Origin of the sequence: Streptomyces sp. NPDC050433, from assembly GCF_044458565.1 — a bacterium.
Classification (GTDB): Bacteria; Actinomycetota; Actinomycetes; order Streptomycetales; family Streptomycetaceae; genus Streptomyces.
Genome location: NZ_JBITIB010000027.1, coordinates 1 through 18,276, shown reverse-complemented (window position 1 = coordinate 18,276; position 18,276 = coordinate 1). Strand labels below are relative to the sequence as shown.

15 protein-coding genes are annotated in these 18,276 nt (G+C 70.9%); 6 read left to right on the top strand and 9 right to left on the bottom strand.

The window, feature by feature from the left end; all coding sequences use genetic code 11:
• Positions 1 to 41: 41 nt before the first annotated feature.
• Positions 42 to 1,982, bottom strand: coding sequence for an IucA/IucC family protein (locus tag ACIBLA_RS28320; RefSeq protein WP_399200281.1), 1,941 nt, complete (start codon positions 1,980 to 1,982; stop codon positions 42 to 44).
• Positions 1,983 to 2,453: 471 nt separating this feature from the next.
• Here ACIBLA_RS28320 and ACIBLA_RS28315 point away from each other — a divergent pair, with 471 nt between their 5' ends.
• Both ACIBLA_RS28315 and ACIBLA_RS28310 read left to right on the top strand, forming a co-directional pair.
• Positions 2,454 to 3,680 (top strand): trypsin-like serine peptidase, encoded by a 1,227-nt coding sequence (locus tag ACIBLA_RS28315; RefSeq protein ID WP_399200280.1) that lies wholly within the window; start codon positions 2,454 to 2,456, stop codon positions 3,678 to 3,680.
• 193 nt (positions 3,681 to 3,873) lie between these two features.
• On the top strand, positions 3,874 to 5,046 hold the full coding sequence (locus ACIBLA_RS28310; protein WP_399200279.1) for a trypsin-like serine peptidase: 1,173 nt from the start codon (positions 3,874 to 3,876) through the stop codon (positions 5,044 to 5,046).
• Positions 5,047 to 5,164: 118 nt separating this feature from the next.
• On the opposite strand, the gene hflX is transcribed toward ACIBLA_RS28310, so the two are convergent.
• The 6 genes from hflX to miaA form a co-directional block, all read right to left on the bottom strand.
• Positions 5,165 to 6,661, bottom strand: a complete 1,497-nt coding sequence (gene hflX, locus ACIBLA_RS28305; protein WP_399200278.1) for a GTPase HflX — start codon at positions 6,659 to 6,661, stop codon at positions 5,165 to 5,167.
• A 197-nt stretch (positions 6,662 to 6,858) separates the two neighbouring features.
• A complete protein-coding gene (locus tag ACIBLA_RS28300) occupies positions 6,859 to 8,304 on the bottom strand; it encodes a M1 family metallopeptidase (RefSeq protein ID WP_363243630.1) in 1,446 nt (481 codons plus the stop codon).
• 109 nt (positions 8,305 to 8,413) lie between these two features.
• Complete coding sequence (locus ACIBLA_RS28295; RefSeq protein WP_399200276.1) at positions 8,414 to 10,549, bottom strand: RelA/SpoT family protein; 2,136 nt, start codon at positions 10,547 to 10,549, stop codon at positions 8,414 to 8,416.
• A 227-nt stretch (positions 10,550 to 10,776) separates the two neighbouring features.
• Positions 10,777 to 11,688, bottom strand: a complete 912-nt coding sequence (gene dapF, locus ACIBLA_RS28290) for a diaminopimelate epimerase (protein WP_399200275.1) — start codon at positions 11,686 to 11,688, stop codon at positions 10,777 to 10,779.
• Between the two features lie 100 nt (positions 11,689 to 11,788).
• Positions 11,789 to 12,226: a hypothetical protein gene (locus tag ACIBLA_RS28285; protein WP_363243633.1), complete on the bottom strand. Its 438-nt coding sequence runs from the start codon at positions 12,224 to 12,226 to the stop codon at positions 11,789 to 11,791.
• Between the two features lie 107 nt (positions 12,227 to 12,333).
• Entirely contained in the window at positions 12,334 to 13,272 is a 939-nt protein-coding gene (miaA, locus tag ACIBLA_RS28280) for a tRNA (adenosine(37)-N6)-dimethylallyltransferase MiaA (protein WP_399200274.1), read from the bottom strand.
• Between the two features lie 182 nt (positions 13,273 to 13,454).
• On the opposite strand from miaA, the gene ACIBLA_RS28275 reads away from it, so the two are divergent.
• Positions 13,455 to 13,721 carry a hypothetical protein gene (locus ACIBLA_RS28275; RefSeq protein WP_363243635.1) on the top strand — a complete coding sequence of 89 codons (267 nt, stop codon included), beginning with the start codon at positions 13,455 to 13,457 and terminating at the stop codon, positions 13,719 to 13,721.
• Positions 13,722 to 13,766: 45 nt separating this feature from the next.
• On the top strand, positions 13,767 to 14,036 hold the full coding sequence (locus ACIBLA_RS28270) for an antitoxin (protein ID WP_363243636.1): 270 nt from the start codon (positions 13,767 to 13,769) through the stop codon (positions 14,034 to 14,036).
• Positions 14,037 to 14,173: 137 nt separating this feature from the next.
• Here the strand turns inward: ACIBLA_RS28270 and ACIBLA_RS28265 are convergent, their stop codons facing one another.
• Entirely contained in the window at positions 14,174 to 14,908 is a 735-nt protein-coding gene (locus ACIBLA_RS28265; RefSeq protein ID WP_399200273.1) for a class III extradiol dioxygenase subunit B-like domain-containing protein, read from the bottom strand.
• Between the two features lie 45 nt (positions 14,909 to 14,953).
• A complete protein-coding gene (miaB, locus tag ACIBLA_RS28260; protein WP_363243638.1) occupies positions 14,954 to 16,480 on the bottom strand; it encodes a tRNA (N6-isopentenyl adenosine(37)-C2)-methylthiotransferase MiaB in 1,527 nt (508 codons plus the stop codon).
• Positions 16,481 to 16,717: 237 nt separating this feature from the next.
• Here miaB and ACIBLA_RS28255 point away from each other — a divergent pair, with 237 nt between their 5' ends.
• Together ACIBLA_RS28255 and ACIBLA_RS28250 are read left to right on the top strand one after the other, a co-directional pair.
• Complete coding sequence (locus tag ACIBLA_RS28255; protein ID WP_399200272.1) at positions 16,718 to 16,870, top strand: hypothetical protein; 153 nt, start codon at positions 16,718 to 16,720, stop codon at positions 16,868 to 16,870.
• A gap of 313 nt (positions 16,871 to 17,183) precedes the next feature.
• On the top strand, positions 17,184 to 18,185 hold the full coding sequence (locus tag ACIBLA_RS28250; protein ID WP_399200270.1) for a TAXI family TRAP transporter solute-binding subunit: 1,002 nt from the start codon (positions 17,184 to 17,186) through the stop codon (positions 18,183 to 18,185).
• The last annotated feature ends 91 nt before the right edge of the window (positions 18,186 to 18,276 follow it).

The following is an 18,276-nucleotide window of genomic DNA, read 5'->3' as shown; positions in this document are numbered from 1 at the left end:
GATGGTCTCCTCTCGGCAGTTCGGTCGGGGGCGCACGTGGATCAATGACGGAGGGGGTTGACGATGGAGACGTAGACGGACTGGGTGTCGACGGGGCCGACGAGTTCGTCCAGGCCGTGCAGTCGCGTGAGCAGGTTGGCCTTGCAGCGCAGGGTGGTCGCCTCCAGGAGTTGGCCGGGCAGGGGTGAGCCGAGTGCTGCGTGCCGGGTGAGGAACTGGCGGAAGGCGGCGATCAAGAGGCGTTCGTCGGCGAGTCGCTGGGAGCCGAATGCCCCGATCAGGCCGAAGACGTTGTTGATGCCGAGGTAGTAGGCGAAGCGTTCATCCGTGATGTCGTCGGGGACGAATGTCTCGCTCACCTTGCCGATGCCGGGAAGGCGTCGGTCGAGGACGTCGCGGTGGGATTCACGGAAGTAGTAGCCCTGGTTGTCGCGGTAGCGTCCGCCGATGGGCCAGCCGTCGGGGTCGAGGACCACCAGAGTGTTCTGCTGATGGGCCTCCAGGGCGACACCCGCTGTGGCGTCGAGCCAGAGCACCGGGCGTACGACATGGTCCAGATAGCGCAGGAACCACTCCGCGGCGACCGCGCCGGTGGGTCGGCCCGTGCGGGTGACGAGGCCCGTCACGATGTCGGCGAGCCGGGAACGCACGCCGGGGCGGCCGGGCCAGGGGCGCGGGGTGACGAGCCCGGCTACGCAGACGGCGTCGTTGTCGGGGCGGAACGGGTTGTGGCGCAGCATCACGTCGAGTCCGGCGACCGGTTCGCCGTCGGGAGCGTCGACGGCGAGCCAGGCGGGGTCACGCACGATGTCGAAGCCGGGGTGCTCGGCGCGCCACTGCTGGGCGAGGCCGCCGCGCAGCAGCCGATGGACCTCGACGCCGCGGTGGAGTTCCTTACGGAGGTTCTCCCGGCGGGAGTTGGTGATGCGTACGCCGAGGGACAGTTTGAGCATGGCGGGTGCGCCGGTCCGGTGCACCGTCCGGACGGAGGAGGTGGGGTGCCAGGGGGCACCGTACGGCCCGAGGTCGTGGAGCAGGCCGGCGTCGAGCAGCGCGCGTACGGCGGGGCGGTGCGTCAACTCGCGTGCCTGCCACGGGTGCAGAGGCAGCGGGACGGTGTGGTCGGGGAGTGCCAGGTCTCCGGCGAGACGGGCGGTGAGCTGCTCCGCGTGCACGGCGCGGCCCTGTTCGGTCCAGGCGGAGTCGGTGGCGAGGACGGATCGGTCGACGGCCATCCAGTGGAGGGGGAAGGAGCCGCGCAGTTCGGGTGAGAAGTTGCGGTGTTCGGTGTCGGAGAGCCCTTCGCGGCTCTTGGGCGTGGGATGGAGCGGGTGGCCGAGCAGGAGGGACTGTTCGGCGGTGAGGAAGAGGTCGGTGCCGGTCGTGCCGGGGGCTCTGCGTCGGTCGGTGAGGAAGTCGGCCGTGCGGCGGGCCGAGTCGGCGACTCTGGCGACCAGTTCGGCGCCCTGGCTCTGACCCGACTCGCGGCCGAGGAGCGCGGCGACGGTGACGGCGTCGGCGGGGGCGGAGTCAGGTCCCGCGCTCTCCAGGAGGGGCAGGCCGAAGCGGTGCCAGCCGGTGGCCGACCAGTAGCGCACGGGGACGAGCAGGGCGGTGCCGCTCGCGTCGAGCGGGATCCTGAGGGTGTGTCCGTCCGGCCGGGGGGCGTTGCTCTCTCTGACCCAGCACCGCAGCAGGTTCTCCACGGTCGCGGCGTCGGCGGCCCGTCGCGGGTCGGGGTCGTCGAGATGGTCCAGGTCCTCGGCCACCGTCGGGGAGGCGGCCGGGTCCGTGGCGCGTGCGTCCGAGGTGCGGGAGTCGGCCTCCGCCCCTGCGCCCGCGGGCAGTTGGCGGGGCACCGTGGCCGCGCCGATCGTTACGGGCGCGGCCGTCACCGGGTCGTACGGGTCACCAGGTCCGGGGGCCTGAGCGGTGGAGCGGCCGACGATCTCGGGTGCGTCGGGTGTGGGCGTGGAGTTCACGGGAGGACTTCCTTGTGTGGGGGCCGGGTCAGAGAGCGCGTGCGGTCACTGACCGGTGGTCTTTCCGGTGGTCGTCACGGCGCGGGTCCCCGGACCGGAGGGAGGCGTCGCCGACGGGGACGACGAGCGGTGCCGATGGAGGAAGTTCGGTTACGGTCACGGCTGTCGGTCCTCCCGCGGGAACGGTTACGTCACACGTCGACGCGGCGGGTCGAGCGCCGCGGTGCGTGTGGTGAACGCCGACGCCGAGTCCCCCGTAGATACCAACGACGGGAGGCGCCCCGGAGCACGGCCGATCGGAAGATCCTTCGACGGCCGGAACCACGGCCCTGCCGTCCGCCGTCCCCAACGGCACCGGCATAGTGGGGGCCGACTTCCGGCTCCGGTCTCCGCGACCGGGCCGATCCGTCCGGTTCAACCCGGTTGATCCGTCAGTTCAGAACAGTTCCGAAGTCCCAGGGGGATCCCGACATGCGAGCCATTCGCCCACCGTTCACCACTCGCCGTGGGAGGAGCGCGCGGCGTAGAAGCTCCTCCGCGGTCGCGGTCGCCTCGTTCGCGGCTGTCCTGGCTCTGACGGCCACCGCCTGCGGACCCACCGAGGAGACGAACTCGGCCGACAAGCCCAATGGTTCGTCCGGCGAGTCGTCCGGCGACAAGGTCACCATTCCGGCCGATCTCCAGGACCGCCTCAAGGAGCGCGGGATCGACCTGGACAAGTGGAAGGACGGCGAATGGAAGAACTGGGACAAGGACAAGTGGCTCCGTGAGGCACGGGACTACGTCAACCCGATCATCGAGGACCTCTGGGACCCGGACCGGATGAGGGACGCCGAGGAGCCCGACAAGCCGGTGGTGGAGGAGGACATCTCCGGCGACGCGGGTGTCACCGACCCGACTCCGGAGCCGGTGGAGGCGACGGCGGTGAACGCGCCGTACGACGGGGACGTGCCCGAGGCGGGCAAGCTCTTCTTCGACGGACCCGAGGGCTCGATGGTCTGTTCGGCGACCGTGGTGACCGACCCCGCCAACCCCGGTAAGTCCAACATGGTGTGGACGGCGGGCCACTGCGTGCACGCGGGCAAGAGCGGCGGCTGGTACCGGAACATCGCCTTCGTCCCCTCGTACAACAACAGCGGCCTGCCGATCTCGGAGCTGGAGACCGCCTCCAAGGAGCGGATCGCCCCGCACGGCATCTGGTGGGGCGAGTGGGCGCAGACCTCCGAGGAGTGGATCTCGCAGGGAGCGGCGACCGGCGGCCTGGGTGCCCCGTTCGACTTCGCGGTGATCCATGTGACGCCGGAGAAGGGCAGTGACGGCAAGTCGCTGGAGGAGACCGTCGGCGCGGCGCTGCCGGTCGACTTCAACGCGCCGGCCACGCCGGAGATCGACTCGATGACGGCGACCGGCTATCCCGCGGCGCCTCCGTTCGACGGCCAGAAGCTCTACCAGTGCGCCGGCAAGCCGGGCCGGCTGTCCATCAACGCCCAGGACCCGACGATGCACCGTATCGGGTGCACCATGACCGGCGGTTCGTCCGGAGGCGGCTGGATCGCGAACGGCCAGGACGGTAAGCCCGCCCTGGTGTCGAACACCTCGATCGGCCCGGTGACGGCCGGCTGGCTGGCCGGCCCGCGGCTCGGTGACGAGGCCAAGGGAATCTACGAGGCGGTCAGCGAGAAGTACGCCGGCCGGTAGGACTCGGTGTGCGGTCCGCCGCGTCCCGGGCATGTCGGGCATGTCGGACCGCACACCGGTACGCCCTGAGCGGCGAGCCCGGCAACGGGCCGCATAGGGTGAGGACACCGCAAGGTGGTCCGCCTGAGGACCACCTTTTTGCGTGACACGTTCATGGCAAGTGAGTCAAGTACTTTCAGGGGGAACGGTTTTTATGCGATCCATACGTCCGCTGCTGGCTGCCACCAGCCTCGCCGCGGCCCTCGCGCTGACGGCCACGGCCTGCGGCGGTACCGGCGAGGACAAGGCGGCCGACAAGGCCGCCGCCTCAACTCCCGCCGCCGACGAGGCAGGTGCGGAGATTCCCGCGGATCTGGCCGACCGGCTCAAGGAGCACGGTGTCGACCCGGAGAAGTGGAAGGACGGTGAGTGGAAGAACTGGGACAAGGACAAGTGGCTGCGCAACGCCTCGGACTTCGTCAACCCGGTCATCGAGGACCTGTGGAAGCCCGAGCGGATGAAGACGGCGAAGTCGCCGACGAAGACGCTCGCCGCCGGTGACATCTCCGGTGACCAGGACGTCACCGACCCCGAGCCCCAGCCGGTCCGGGCGGAGCCGGAGAAGACGCCGTACACCGACAACGCGGCGCCGGTCGGCAAGGTCTTCTTCGACGCGCCCGAGGGTTCGATGGTCTGCTCGGCCACCGTCGTGAAGGACCCGAAGAACCCGGGCAAGTCCAACCTGGTGTGGACCGCGGGCCACTGCGTGCACGCGGGCGCGGGCGGCGGCTGGTACCGGAACATCATGTTCGTCCCCGCCTACAACAACATGGGCAAGTCCGCCGACGCGCTGCAGAACGCGCAGCCGCAGGAGATCGCCCCGTACGGGCAGTACTGGGCCGACTGGGTCGCGACCTCCAACGAGTGGATCAGCGACGGCGGCCCGACCGGCGGCGACGGAGCGGCGTACGACTACTCGGTCATGCACGTCACCCCGGAGAACGGCGGCAAGTCGCTGGAGGAGACCGTCGGCGCGGCCCTGGACGTCGACTTCGACGCGCCCGAGGCGAGCAGCATCGGCAGCCTGGGCGCGTGGGGTTATCCCGCGGCCCCGCCGTACGACGGGCTGATCATGCACAAGTGCGTCGACAACGCCGGCAGGCTCTCGATCGCCCCCGGTACGCCCACGATGTGGCGCATCGGCTGCTCCATGACCGGTGGCTCCTCCGGCGGCGGCTGGATCGCGGCCGGACCCGGTGGCGACTCGGTGCTGGTCTCCAACACCTCCATCGGCCCGGTCACTTCGGGCTGGCTGGCCGGCCCCCGGCTCGGTGAGGGCGCCGAGCAGCTGTACACGATGATGAGCGACAAGTTCGCGGGCCGGTAGACGCCCGCGACGCGGCTGGCGTTAGGCCGGTACGGCGGAAGGCCCGCCCCCTCGTGATGAGAGGGCGGGCCTTCCGCCGTACCTGTGCGGGAACGTGGCGCGGTGCGCGGTGCCGCCGTCAGCCGATCGCGGGAACCGGCACGTACACGGCGAGCGCCGCGGCCAGTTCCTCATGGACCTGCGCCTTCAGCAGCGTGCCCTCCGGGGTGTGCTCCTCGGACAGCACCTCGCCCTCGGCGTGCACCCGCGAGACCAGACCACCGTCCGTGTACGGCACCAGGGCCTCGACCGTGATCTCGGGCCTGGGCAGCTCGGTGTCGACGAGCGCCAGCAGCTCGGCCATACCGGCGCCCGTACGTGCCGACACGGCGATGGCGTGCCGCTGCGTCCGCAGCAGCCGCTGCAGGACCACCGGGTCCGCCGCGTCCGCCTTGTTGATCACCACGATCTCGCGGACGTCCAGCGCGCCCACGTCGCGGATCACCTCACGCACGGCGGCCAGTTGCTCCTCCGGCTCGGGATGCGAGCCGTCGACCACATGCAGGATCAGATCGGAGTCACCGACCTCCTCCATCGTCGAGCGGAACGCCTCCACGAGGTGGTGCGGCAGATGCCGGACGAAGCCGACGGTGTCGGCCAGCGTGTAGATCCTGCCGCTCGGGGTCTCGGCCCGGCGCACGGTCGGATCCAGGGTGGCGAACAGCGCGTTCTCCACCAGGACGCCCGCGCCGGTGAGGCGGTTGAGCAGCGAGGACTTCCCCGCGTTCGTATACCCGGCGATCGCGACCGACGGCACCTTGTTGCGCCTGCGCTCCTGCCGCTTGATCTCGCGGCCGGTCTTCATCTCCGCGATCTCCCGGCGCATCTTCGCCATCTTCTCGCGGATCCGGCGCCGGTCCGTCTCGATCTTGGTCTCACCGGGACCACGGGTGGCCATTCCGCCACCGCCGCCGCCACCCATCTGCCGGGACAGCGACTGACCCCAGCCGCGCAGCCTCGGCAGCATGTACTGCATCTGGGCCAGCGCGACCTGTGCCTTGCCCTCACGGGACTTGGCGTGCTGGGCGAAGATGTCGAGGATCAGGGCCGTACGGTCCACGACCTTGACCTTGACGACGTCCTCAAGATGGATCAGCTGACCGGGGCTGAGCTCACCGTCACACACGACGGTGTCCGCTCCGGTCTCCAGCACCAGGTCGTACAGCTCACGTGCCTTACCCGAGCCGATGTAGGTGGCCGGGTCGGGCTTGTCACGGCGCTGAATGACACCGTCCAGCACCAGCGCGCCGGCCGTCTCGGCCAGCGCCGCCAGCTCGGCGAGCGAATTCTCGGCTTCCCGCACCGTCCCCGAGACCCAGACGCCGACGAGCACCACGCGCTCCAGGCGCAGCTGCCGGTACTCGACCTCGGTGACGTCTTCGAGCTCGGTGGAGAGGCCCGCCACGCGCCGTAGCGCCGCGCGGTCGGAGCGGTCGAACTGATCGCCGTCCCGCTGTCCGTCGATCTCTTGGCTCCAGGCGACGTCCTCTTCCATCAGGGCATCGGCCCGAAGGCTTTCCGTGCGGGTGTCCGCGAAGATCTGCTCGTCCTGGGAAGGGGAAGAAGAGGAGGTCATTGGATCCTTACGTCGAAGAGGAAATTCGGGTGGTGGACATCCTGCCCACCCACATCGGTCACAACGCGTGACGGCCCGGATTGATTCCCGGCGTCACGGGCCCGCTGTCCCGGCCCCGGAGTCCCGGTCCCGGCAGCGCCGCCGACCCCTTGATGGTGGCACGTCACGGCCGGGACCGTCATTCGGGTTTCCCGCGCCTACTTCGGCGCCTCGGACTTCCAGTCCGGGTGACCCGGCATGGCCGGTGTCTTGCGCCCGTACAGCCACGCCCGGAAGAAGTCGGACAGGTCACGCCCCGCGATGTCCGACGCCAGCCGTGTGAAGTCCGCCGTGCTCGCCGTCCCGTCCCGGTGGTCGCGCACCCAGTCGCGCTCCAGCCGCCGGAACTCCCCCTCGCCGATCTCCTGGCGCAGCGCGTAGAGCACCAGGGCGCTGCCGTCGTACACAATCGGTCGGAAGAGGCTGATCTGCTCGCCGGGCGAAGGCGGCTCCGGCGCGGCCGGCGGGCCGCCCGCCGCGCGCCAGCCGTCGGACAGCCGGTACGCCTCACGCATCCGCTTCTCCAGCGGCTTGTCCGCGTGCTCCTGCGCGTACATGGCCTCGTACCAGCTCGCATGCCCCTCGTTGAGCCACAGGTCGGACCACGCGCGCGGTGAGACGCTGTCGCCGAACCACTGGTGCGCCAGCTCGTGGACCATGACGGAATCGACGTACCACTCGGGGTACTCGGGCCGGGTGAACAGCGACCGCTCGAAGAGCGACAGCGTCTGCGTCTCCAGTTCGAAGCCGGTGTCGGCGCCGGCGATCAGGACGCCGTACGTCTCGAACGGATACCGCCCGACCTGCCGCTCCATCCACTCCAGCTGTCCCGGCGTCTTCGCCAGCCACGGCTCCAGCTTCTTGCGGTCGGCCGCCGGGACCACGTCGCGTACGGGCAGCCCGTGCGGCCCCGTCCGGTGCACCACGGCCGAGTCGCCGATGGAGACCTGCGCCAGTTCGGTGGCCATGGGGTGACGCGTGCGGTACGTCCAGCTGGTCGTGGCGCCGTGGCGGGTCTTCGCCACCCGCAGTCCGTTGGCGACGACCGTCAGCTTGCTCGGCGCGGTGACCCGGAAGGTGAACGCGGCCTTGTCGGCGGGGTGGTCGTTGCTCGGGAACACGCGGTGCGCGGCGTCGGCCTGGTTGGCCATCGCGAGGCCGTCCGTGGTCCGTACCCAGCCGCCCTTCCCGCCTCTCGGGTCGCTGGTGTGGGTGACGGTGACGCGTACGCGTGAGCCGGCCTCGACCCTCTCGCGTGGCGTGATCACGAGGTCTTCACCGGCGGTCGCGAAGTCGGCGCGGGCGCCGTCGACCTCGACGGAGCGGACCACTCCATGGGTGAAGTCGAGGTTGATCCGGTCCATGCGCCGGGTCGCGCGGGCGTCGATCCTGGTGACCGCGTCGAGCGGCTTGGTGTTCTTGCCGTGGTAGGTGAAGCCGATGTCGTAGGCGAGGACGTCGTATCCGGGGTTGCCCAGGTGCGGGAAGAGCGGGTCGCCGATACCGAGCGGCCCTGGGGCGGGGGCGGGGAGCGTCGCGGCGACGAGGGTGGCCGAGGCGGTGGCCAGCAGGGCGGCGCGCAGCCGGCGGGAGGTGAGCAGCATGGACCACCGCTACCAGCGCGCGGCATACGTATGAGGGCGGCGCGCTTCACGCCCACCCGAAAGGGGGGACCCGGCGTGAACGGGGGGCGTGACGTTTCGACGCGTCTGTTCAGGGGGCCGTCTCGTGTTGCGCGCGACGTACGTCGAACACTCCCGGCACGTCCCGCATCGCACGCATCAGGCCGGGCAGCCCTGCCGCGTCGGGCAGTTGAAGGGTGTACGTGTGCCGTACCCGCTGCTCGCTCGGCGGCTCCACGTTGGCCGACACGATCGCCGCACCCGCCGTCGCGATGACCTCGGTGAGATCGGCGAGGAGCCGCGGCCGGCCGAAGGACTCCGCGTACAGCGTGACCCGGCACTCCGCCTCGTCGCCCCAGCTCACCGCGACGGGCGAGCGGCCGAGCGCGGTCATCCTGCCGACGGCCGGGCACTCCGCGCGGTGCACCGTGACGGCGCCGCCGCGGACCGTGAAGCCGGTCACGGCGTCGGGCGGTACGGGCGTGCAGCAGCCGGCGAGCCGCACCGTCGCCTCGGGCACGTCCACGACCACATTGGCCACGCCGCGCCGTCCCGCCGTGACTGCGCCGGGTGGTCGAGGCGCGGCAGCGGGCACCTTCAGGCTCTCCGGATTCGCGGCGAGCCAGCCCGCGATCGCGATCCGCGCGGCGGGCGTACGGGCGTGGTCCAGCCACTCGGGGGAGGGCCCGGGAGCGGCGTCGTGCGTCTGGCCGGTCTCGCTCCCGCTGTCGGTCTCGGTCACGGTCTCCGGCACGGAGCCGTGGGCCAGCAGGAGTTGCACCGTGTCGCCGTCCGTCAGGACCGTACTCAGCGTCGCCAGACGGCCGTTGACGCGCGCTCCGATGCAACCGTGCGCCCCGTCGCCGTACTGCGCGTACGCCGCGTCCACACACGTCGCCCCGGCGGGCAGCCCCAACATGCCGCCGTCCGCGAGGAAGACGCTGATCTCCCGGTCCTGGGCGAGATCGGCGCGCAGTGTCGTCCAGAACGTGTCCGGGTCCGTGGCCGCCTCCTGCCACTCCAGGAGGCGGGAGAGCCAGCCGGGCCTGGTCGGGTCGGCCCGCTCACCCTCGGCCGGCTCGGCCCCCTCGACGGGCGCGTACGGGTTGCCCAGCGCGACCACACCCGCCTCGGCGACCTTGTGCATCTGGTGCGTACGGATGAGGACTTCGACGACCGCCCCGTCGGGGCCGGCGACCGCCGTGTGCAGCGACTGGTACAGGTTGTACTTGGGGGCGGCGATGAAGTCCTTGAACTCGGAGATCACCGGTGTGAAGCAGGTGTGCAACTCCCCCAGTACGGCGTAGCAGTCGGCGTCCTCCGCGACGAGGACGAGCAGGCGGCCGAAGTCCGTGCCGCGCATCTCGCCGCGTTTCAGGCGGGCGCGGTGCACGGAGACGAAGTGCCGTGGCCTGATGCCGACTTCGGCGGTGATGTCGGCCTCGCGGAGCGTCCGCCGTACGTCCACGGCGATGGTGTCCAGGCCTGGCCCCGTGGCGCCTTTGTCGGCGATGACGGCGCGGGTGCGCTCGTACTCCTCCGGCTGGAGGATCGCGAAGACCAGGTCCTCCAGCTCGGTCTTGAGCGCCTGCACGCCGAGCCGTTCGGCGAGCGGGATGAGGACGTCGTGGGTGACCTTGGCGATACGGGCCTGCTTCTCCGGCCGCATCACACCGAGCGTGCGCATGTTGTGCAGCCGGTCGGCGAGCTTGATCGACATCACCCGGACATCGTTGCCGGTGGCGACCAGCATCTTGCGGAAGGTCTCGGGCTCGGCGGCGGCGCCGTAGTCCACCTTCTCCAGCTTCGTCACGCCGTCGACCAGATAGCAGACCTCGTCGCCGAACTCCGCGCGGACCTGATCGAGCGTCACGTCGGTGTCCTCGACGGTGTCGTGGAGGAGCGAGGCCGTCAACGTCGTGGTCTCGGCGCCGAGTTCGGCGAGGATCAGAGTGACGGCGAGCGGATGCGTGATGTACGGCTCGCCGCTCTTGCGGAACTGTCCGCGGTGCGAAATCTCCGCCAGCACATACGCCTTGCCCAGTACGAGCAGGTCGGCGTCGGGGTGGTGCGCGCGGTGGGCGTCGGCGACATGGCTGATCGCGTCCGGCAGCCGGTCCCTGGACGCGGGTCCCTGCAACGCGGCCCTGCCCAGCCGTCGGAGGTCGATACTGGTACGGCCGCGCCTGCGGCTCCGGGCACCAGGGCTGGTGGCCTCTGCGCTCATGGGGCACCTCCGGCAGCGTCGACCGGCGGTGGGAAGGGCAGGAGCGCCCTCCCGGCCGGTGCTTGATGCTACCGACCCCACCACGTGCCTCCGGCCACCTCTCCCCCAGCGTGAAGCGGATCACCCATTCGAGGGAACCTGTGGGCGGTTTCGGAGGACTTCGGAGCGTGTCGGCCGCTCGCAGCGGGCGGACTTCGGCGATTGCGGAATTCGGCGCGCGCGGGACGTCAGCGGGTGGCGAGCAGCGCCGCCCACTCCGCGTCGAGCAGTCCCTCGGCGACGATGACGGCCGGGCCCGTCATCTCGATCTCACCGTCGGGACGTTCGGTGATGACAAGCCGTCCGCCGGGCAGGTCCACGGTGTACGTGACGGGCTCGCCGGTCACGGCGGGGTCGTCGCCGTCCCTGCGGGCCGCCGCGACGGCGACGGCGCACGCGCCCGTACCGCAGGACCGCGTCTCGCCGGAGCCGCGTTCGTGGACCCGCATGGCGACATGGCGCGGGCCGCGATCGACGACGAACTCGACGTTCACACCGTCCGGATAGACCGAGGCGGGGCTGACGGGCGGAGCGGTGAACAGATTCCCCGCGTGGTCGAGATCGTCCACGAAGGCGACGGCGTGCGGATTGCCCATGTTGACGTTCCGCGCGGGCCAATCGCGGTCCCCCACAACGACGGTGACGTCGTCTTCGGTAAGGACGGCGCGTCCCATCTGGATCGTGATCGCTCCGGGAGCCGATTCGGAGTCCTTGGCGATGTGCGCCTTCTTCACGCCGCCACGGGTGGCGACGGCCAGGTCACCCGCCTCCACGAGCCCGGCACGCTGGAGATACCGCGCGAAGACCCGGGCCCCGTTGCCGCACATCTCGGCGACGGATCCGTCGGCGTTCCGGTAGTCCATGAACCACTCGGCCCGGTCTGCCATCGACCGCGCCTCGGGATGCGCGGCGGACCGTACGACACGCAGCAGCCCGTCGCCACCGATGCCGGCCCGGCGGTCGCATAGCTTCGCGACGGCGGGGGCGGACAGAACGAGGGCGTTGTCCGGGTCGGGAACGATCACGAAGTCGTTCTCGGTCCCGTGGCCCTTGAGGAACGGGATCGGAGGCGGCTGCGCGGCGGGCCGGTAGGTACTCACGCGTCAATCGTACGAGGTGGGACCGACAGCGCGAACACGGAAGGCCATGGGGGGCGCGGAGCGGCCTCCGTACGGAGGCGCGCGGCCCGGCCCGCCCCGGTCAGCGGAGGCGGGCGACCCGCCAGACGGCGAGGGCGACGAGGGCGGCGCCCCCGGCCACGTACAGCGCGAGAACCCGCCAGTCCGGGCGCTCACCCGACCCACGGGCCGGCAGACCGGGCCAGGCGTGGCCGACGCGGCGGGCGGCCATCATGCCCCAGCCGGCGGCGCAGCAGCTGATCAGCAGGCCGAGCATGGCGACGACGGCGCCGCCGTCGCCCGTGCCGAAGGCGAGAGGGAAGGCGAACATCAGTGAGCCGACGGCGGCGAGCATCACGATGGGGGCGAGCTGCCAGATCCGCAGGCGCCGCTGCGGACGCAGCTCGACCTCCACCTCGGGCGTCGCCGCGTCTTCGTCGGGTCCGTCAGGACTCAACCGCGGGGCTTCATCCTGAGGATCCTGTGTCCCCTGATCCGTGTTGCGAGGGCCGGCCTCCATCGCCACGCGCCCTCCCAACTCGGACTCCACTGGTCGATCGATGCTCGATGATGGCATGGCCCCGGGCACCGGATTGACGGCCTGAGCGTCCCGATGCCATCACGTGATCAGGCTGTGACCGCTCGTTCGACCAACATCAGCGCGAGGTGCGGGAGTTCCTCCCGGTCGTCGGCCGCGCCGCTCAGCCAGTGCACGCGCGGGTCGCGGCGGAACCACGAGTCCTGGCGGCGCGCGAAGCGTTTGGTGGCGCGTACGGTCTCGCCGCGCGCCTGGTCCTCGGTGCAGTCCCCCGCGAGGGCCGACAGCACCTGCTGGTAACCGAGCGCACGTGAGGCCGTGCGGCCCTCGCGCAGGCCGCGCGCCTCCAACTCGCGTACCTCGTCCACGAGGCCGGCCTCCCACATACGGTCCACGCGCAGCGCGATGCGCTCGTCGAGTTCGGGGCGTTCCACGTCGACGCCGATCTGCACGGTCTCGTACACCGCGTCATGCCCCGGCAGACTGGCGGTGAACGGCTTCCCGGTGATCTCGAACACCTCAAGCGCCCGGACGATGCGGCGCCCGTTGCTGGGGAGGATCGCGCGGCCGGCCGGCGGATCGGCGGCGGCCAGCCGGGCATGCAGGGCGCCGGAGCCACGCAGCTTCAGTTCGTCCTCCAGGCGGGCGCGCACCTCGGGGTCGGTGCCGGGGAAGTCGAGGGCGTCGATGGCGCCCCGTACGTAGAGGCCGGAGCCGCCGACGAGGACGGGTGTACGGCCTTCGGCGAGGAGCCGGTCGATCTCGATCCTGGCCAGCCGCTGGTACTCGGCGACATTGGCCGCCTCGGTGACGTCCCAGATGTCGAGGAGGTGGTGCGGGACGCCGCGACGCTCGTCCGTCGTCAGCTTGGCGGTTCCGATGTCCATCCCTCGGTAGAGCTGCATGGAGTCGGCGTTGACGACCTCACCGTCGAGTTGCCGGGCGAGATGGACGCCCAGGTCGGACTTGCCGGCCGCGGTGGGGCCGACGACGGCGATGACCCTGGGTGCTGGCGCTGCGCTTCTCACGGCCCCAGTCTCGCAAACCCTGTGGCCGCTTCCCGAACGAGTTACGTGACGGCCCTCGTCCGGGGTCGTTGGCCGTTGCGAGATTCCGCCTGCCGGTTTTCGGGCCGGTGCCGCCGGGCGACGCAGCGGGACGCTCCGGGCGACGCGGAATTTCGCCCACACGAGTACGATATGGAGCAGAAATGGGCGTTTTTGCACGGCTTCGTCGGAAGTCCAAGCGGACGGCCGAGGAGGCCCGGTCGGCTTCAGCGGCGGCCGGAGCCACCGCGGACGGCACCTCAGGGGCGGCCGAGGCGGCACCTGACAACGACCGGGATGCGGTTGCTGCGGCGGGAGGCGGAAGCAACGCCGACGGCGGTACGACCGTCGCGGAGAGCGTTGACATCCCGAAGCAGCAGACCGTCGACGAGGCGGCCGACAACGAAGCCGGCGAAGGCGCCCGCAAGTAACCGGCAGAGAGCCGATGGCCCCAACGGGCCGAGGGAAGGTGCCCCATGAGCTTCAAGGACTCATTGAAGGCGAAGCTGTCCCCTGCCAGGGACAAGGTCTCCGACCTCGCGCAGCAGCACGGGGGAAAGATCGGCGAGGGTCTGGACAAGGCCGCGAAGACGGTCGACCAGAAGACCAAGGGCAAGTACAGCGACAAGATCGAGTCCGGGACCGGAAAGGCCAAGGGCGCTCTGGAGCGGATGTCCCACAAGGGCGGCGACACCGGCGACACCGGCACCCCGCCCTCCTCGTCTCCCCCGCCCCCGGCCTCCTGAGGCACGGCTGAACCGCGGCAGCCGCGCGACTGCGGCTGCCGGGCGAGCGACGAGTCCCGTCAGTGACGGCTACGGCCGCGAAGCTCTGAGAAGGGCTTCGCGGCCGTCGCCGTCACTGAAGCGTGGAGGGCGGCCCCCTACGACCAGGTCGCCACGAGGTAGCCCACGCCGTACGGAGCGTCCTCGTAGAGCAGGCTGCCGTTCAGGCTCGTCCCCTCGGCCGCCCCCGCGAGGACCTGCCAGCAGGAGCGGCCTGCCGCCTTCAGGTCGGTGGCCAGCGTCTCGTCCAGCGCGGCGAGCGCCGTGACGTCCGCCGTGGCCAGCGCCCGTGCGACCTCGGCGTCGAACGCGGCGGCGCGCTCGTCGAGATAGCCGGGCGCCTTGAGGGTGCGGCACGCGCTGGCATCGCCCATCACCAGAAGTGCCACCCGCTCGTCCGGCGCCGTGAGGTCCCTGCCGGTTTCGATACACCGCTCGCGGGCGAGCGGTTCCCGGACGCCGAGGCCTTGGATCGGTGAGGCGGACCAGGCGACGTGAGCGAGCAGCCAGGCGGCGACGGCGAGCGAGGCCGGCAGTTCGTCGCCGGATCGTCCACCGCGGTCTCCGGGCCCCGCCGGCGTCCCGCCGAGCGTGACGCCGACATCCACCCCGTAGCCCCGGAACGAGCCGTGCGCACCCTGCGGGTACGGCTCCAGGTCCTGTGGACCCGCCGACGGCCCGACGACGATCAGCCGGGCGGGCCGGGCGGCGGCGAGCACGCCCAGCGCGTCGGCGCAGGCGTCCCGCGCGGCGTCGAGTTCCGGTGCGGCGCCGGCGGCCACGGCGGGGACGAGCAGGGGCGGGCAGGGGCACACGGCCGCGGATACGAGCATGCTGCGCAGACTAGGTCACGGCTGAGGAACGACCGGCCGGCGCCGTCACATCGCCGAGCAGCCGCCCGTCGCCGCCGGCAGGGGCGGCGGGGCGCCGATCGAGGGCAGGCCGAGCAGCACGCCGGTGGGCTCGGGCGGGGCCGCGTTGCGCCTCTCCCACGCGTCACCGGCGCGGGTACGGCGTACCCGAGTCGTCGGCCCCTCGGCGAGCAGATGGTGCGGAGCCGCGTACGTGATGTCGACGGTCACCACGTCGCCGGGCCGCACCTCCTGGTCGGGCGCGGTGAAGTGCACAAGCCGGTTGTCGGGCGCGCGGCCCGAGAGCCGGTGGGTGGCACCGTCCTTGCGTCCCTCGCCTTCGGCGACCATGACCTCAAGGGTGCGGCCGACCTGCGTCTTGTTCTCGTCCCAGGAGATCTCCTCCTGGAGTGCGACGAGGCGCAGGTAGCGCTCCTGCACGACCTCCTTGGGAATCTGCCCGTCCATGTCGGCGGCGGGCGTTCCGGGGCGCTTGGAGTACTGGAAGGTGAAGGCGTTCGCGAAGCGGGCCTCGCGCACCGTGTGCAGCGTCTGCTGGAAGTCCTCCTCGGTCTCGCCGGGGAAGCCCACGATGATGTCGGTGGAGATGGCGGCGTGCGGGATGGCCGCGCGCACCTTGTCGATGATCCCGAGGAAACGCTCCTGCCGGTACGAGCGGCGCATCGCCTTCAGGACGGTGTCCGAGCCGGACTGGAGCGGCATGTGGAGCTGCGGCATGACATTGGGCGTCTCGGCCATCGCGGCGATGACGTCGTCCGTGAAGTCGCGCGGGTGCGGCGAGGTGAAGCGGACGCGCTCCAGGCCCTCGATCTTCCCGCAGGCCCGCAGGAGCTTGGAGAAGGCCTCGCGGTCGCCGATGTCGGAGCCGTACGCGTTGACGTTCTGGCCGAGCAGCGTGATCTCGGAGACGCCTTCGGCGACGAGCGCCTCGACCTCGGCGAGGATGTCGCCGGGGCGGCGGTCCTTCTCCTTGCCGCGCAGCGCCGGGACGATGCAGAAAGTGCAGGTGTTGTTGCAGCCGACGGAGATGGAGACCCACGCGGCGTAGGCGGACTCGCGGCGCGTGGGCAGCGTGGAGGGAAACGCCTCCAGCGACTCGGCGATCTCGATCTGCGCCTCGTCCTGTACGCGGGCGCGCTCCAGCAGGACGGGGAGCTTGCCGATGTTGTGCGTACCGAAGACGACGTCGACCCAGGGCGCCTTCTTGACGATGGTGTCGCGGTCCTTCTGGGCGAGGCAGCCGCCGACGGCGATCTGCATGCCGGGACGCCGGGTCTTCATCGGGGCGAGCCGGCCGAGGTTGCCGTACAGCTTGTTGTCGGCGTTCTCGCGTACGGCGCAGGTGTTGAAGACCACGACGTCGGCGTCGCCGTCGGCGCCTTCGGGAGCGCGCACGTAGCCCGCGTCCTCCAGCAGTCCGGACAATCGCTCCGAGTCGTGGACGTTCATCTGGCACCCGTAGGTGCGCACCTCGTAGGTCCGGTCAACGCCCACGTCGTCCACTGTTCCGGCCCGGTCACTGCTACTGGTCACCCGTCAAGGGTAAGGGGGTGCCCGAGGTGGCCCGGCCAGTGGAGTCGAAGGGCGGGTGCACCGTGGCGGCGCCGCCGAGGCCGTGGCCGACGCCCCCGGCAGCGTGATCACGCTCCAGGTGCTGGTCGGCGAGGAGGTACTGACTCTGGAGAAGGGCGACTTCGTCGCCGTACCGCCGTACCGCCGCACACGCCGCACGCCTTCGCGCCCGCCCCGGACGCGAAGGCGGAGGTCCTGGTGGGCTTCACACCGGGGATGGACCGGTTCGGCTACTGCCGGCTGCTCGGCCGCGTGCACGACGGCGAGGCGTCCGTGCGGGACATCAAGGAGTCCTCCGAGAGATGCGACAACCACTGCGCGCGCAGCCGGGCGAGGGAGGACCGCGCCTGATGGCGACCCCTTGGCTGCCCGGCCGGATCAAGTCAGCTGTGTTCTGGGTGGTTTGGCCGCGGAAGTCGTGGGTACAGCCTCTGGGCTGCGCCCAGCGCCGGGCCTGGGGAGGTCTGAGGCGCTGGTCGACCCGGTCCTCGGACCTGCGAAGGACGTGGACCGGGGCGCAGTGCCCTTGTCGCGGGACCGGCCTGAGGGCCGGGTGGATGGCCCGGAACCGTCGTTCCGGGCCATTCCCGTACCCGGCCCTGGCGCTCAGGACGGGGCTGGCAAGGCCTGGCCATCACGGCGAGTGAGCTGGCAGGATCACCGCATGTTCCCCCTTCCGCCCCGTATGAGCCGTCGCACCGCCTTCGTAGGAGGCGTGGCCGCCCTGGTGGTGGCCGGGTTGCTGTCGTGGTGGCTGGTGCCGTTCGGGGAGCGGGAGCCGAGTGGCTCCGTCAAGTTCAGTACGGGTGTGACGAGCGGGGTCTACCAGCGCTACGGGGACCTTCTCAAGGAGGATCTCGCCAAGGATCTGCCCAACGTGTCCATAGGGCTGCTGACGAGCGAGGGCTCGCAGGAGAACATCGCACGTGTGGCCACGGGTAAGGCCGACTTCACCATCGCCACGGCCGACGCCGTCGCGAAGTACCGGCGGGACAACGGTCCCGGCGCCGACCGGCTGCGCGGCTGCGCACGGCTCTACGACGACTACGTACAGCTGATCGCGGCGAAGGACTCGGGCATCGACTCCGCGAGAGACCTGCGCGGCAAGCGTGTGGGCGTGGGCCAGGAGGGCTCGGGCGTGCGGCTGATAGCCGACGGGCTGCTGTCCGCCGCCGGGCTGCATCCCAAGAAGGACGTCACGGCGGTCTCGGCGGGCATCGACACGATGCCCGGCCGTCTGGAGTCGGGCGACCTCGACGCCTTCTTCTGGTCGGGCGGGCTGCCCACCGCCTCCGTACAGCAGTTGTCGGAACGCTTCGACATCAAGCTGGTGCCGCTGGACGACGCCCTCGTCGACAAGCTGCACGCCACGGCGCGGGTGGCCACCCGTTACTACCGCTCAGCGGTGATGCCGGCGGACGCGTACAAGGAGGCGCAGGACGGTACGGCGGTGCCGACGGTGGCCGTCGCGAATCTGCTGGTCACCACCGACCGGATCGACGCCGAACTGACCGAGGGTTTCACCCGCACCGTGATCAAGAGCCGTGACCGGATCGGCAAGAAGGTCCACCCGGCCCAGCTCGTGGATCTGCGGACGGCGATCTACACCGATCCGCTGAACCTGCACGAGGGCGCGCTGCGCTACTACCGGTCTGTCAAGCCCTAGATGAGTAAGTCCGATGTGCTGGTCAGTGGTCGTAGGCGGTCAGTGACCGGGTGATCGGTGTTCTGGTGCGGCGGTTGTGCCAGATGGCTGT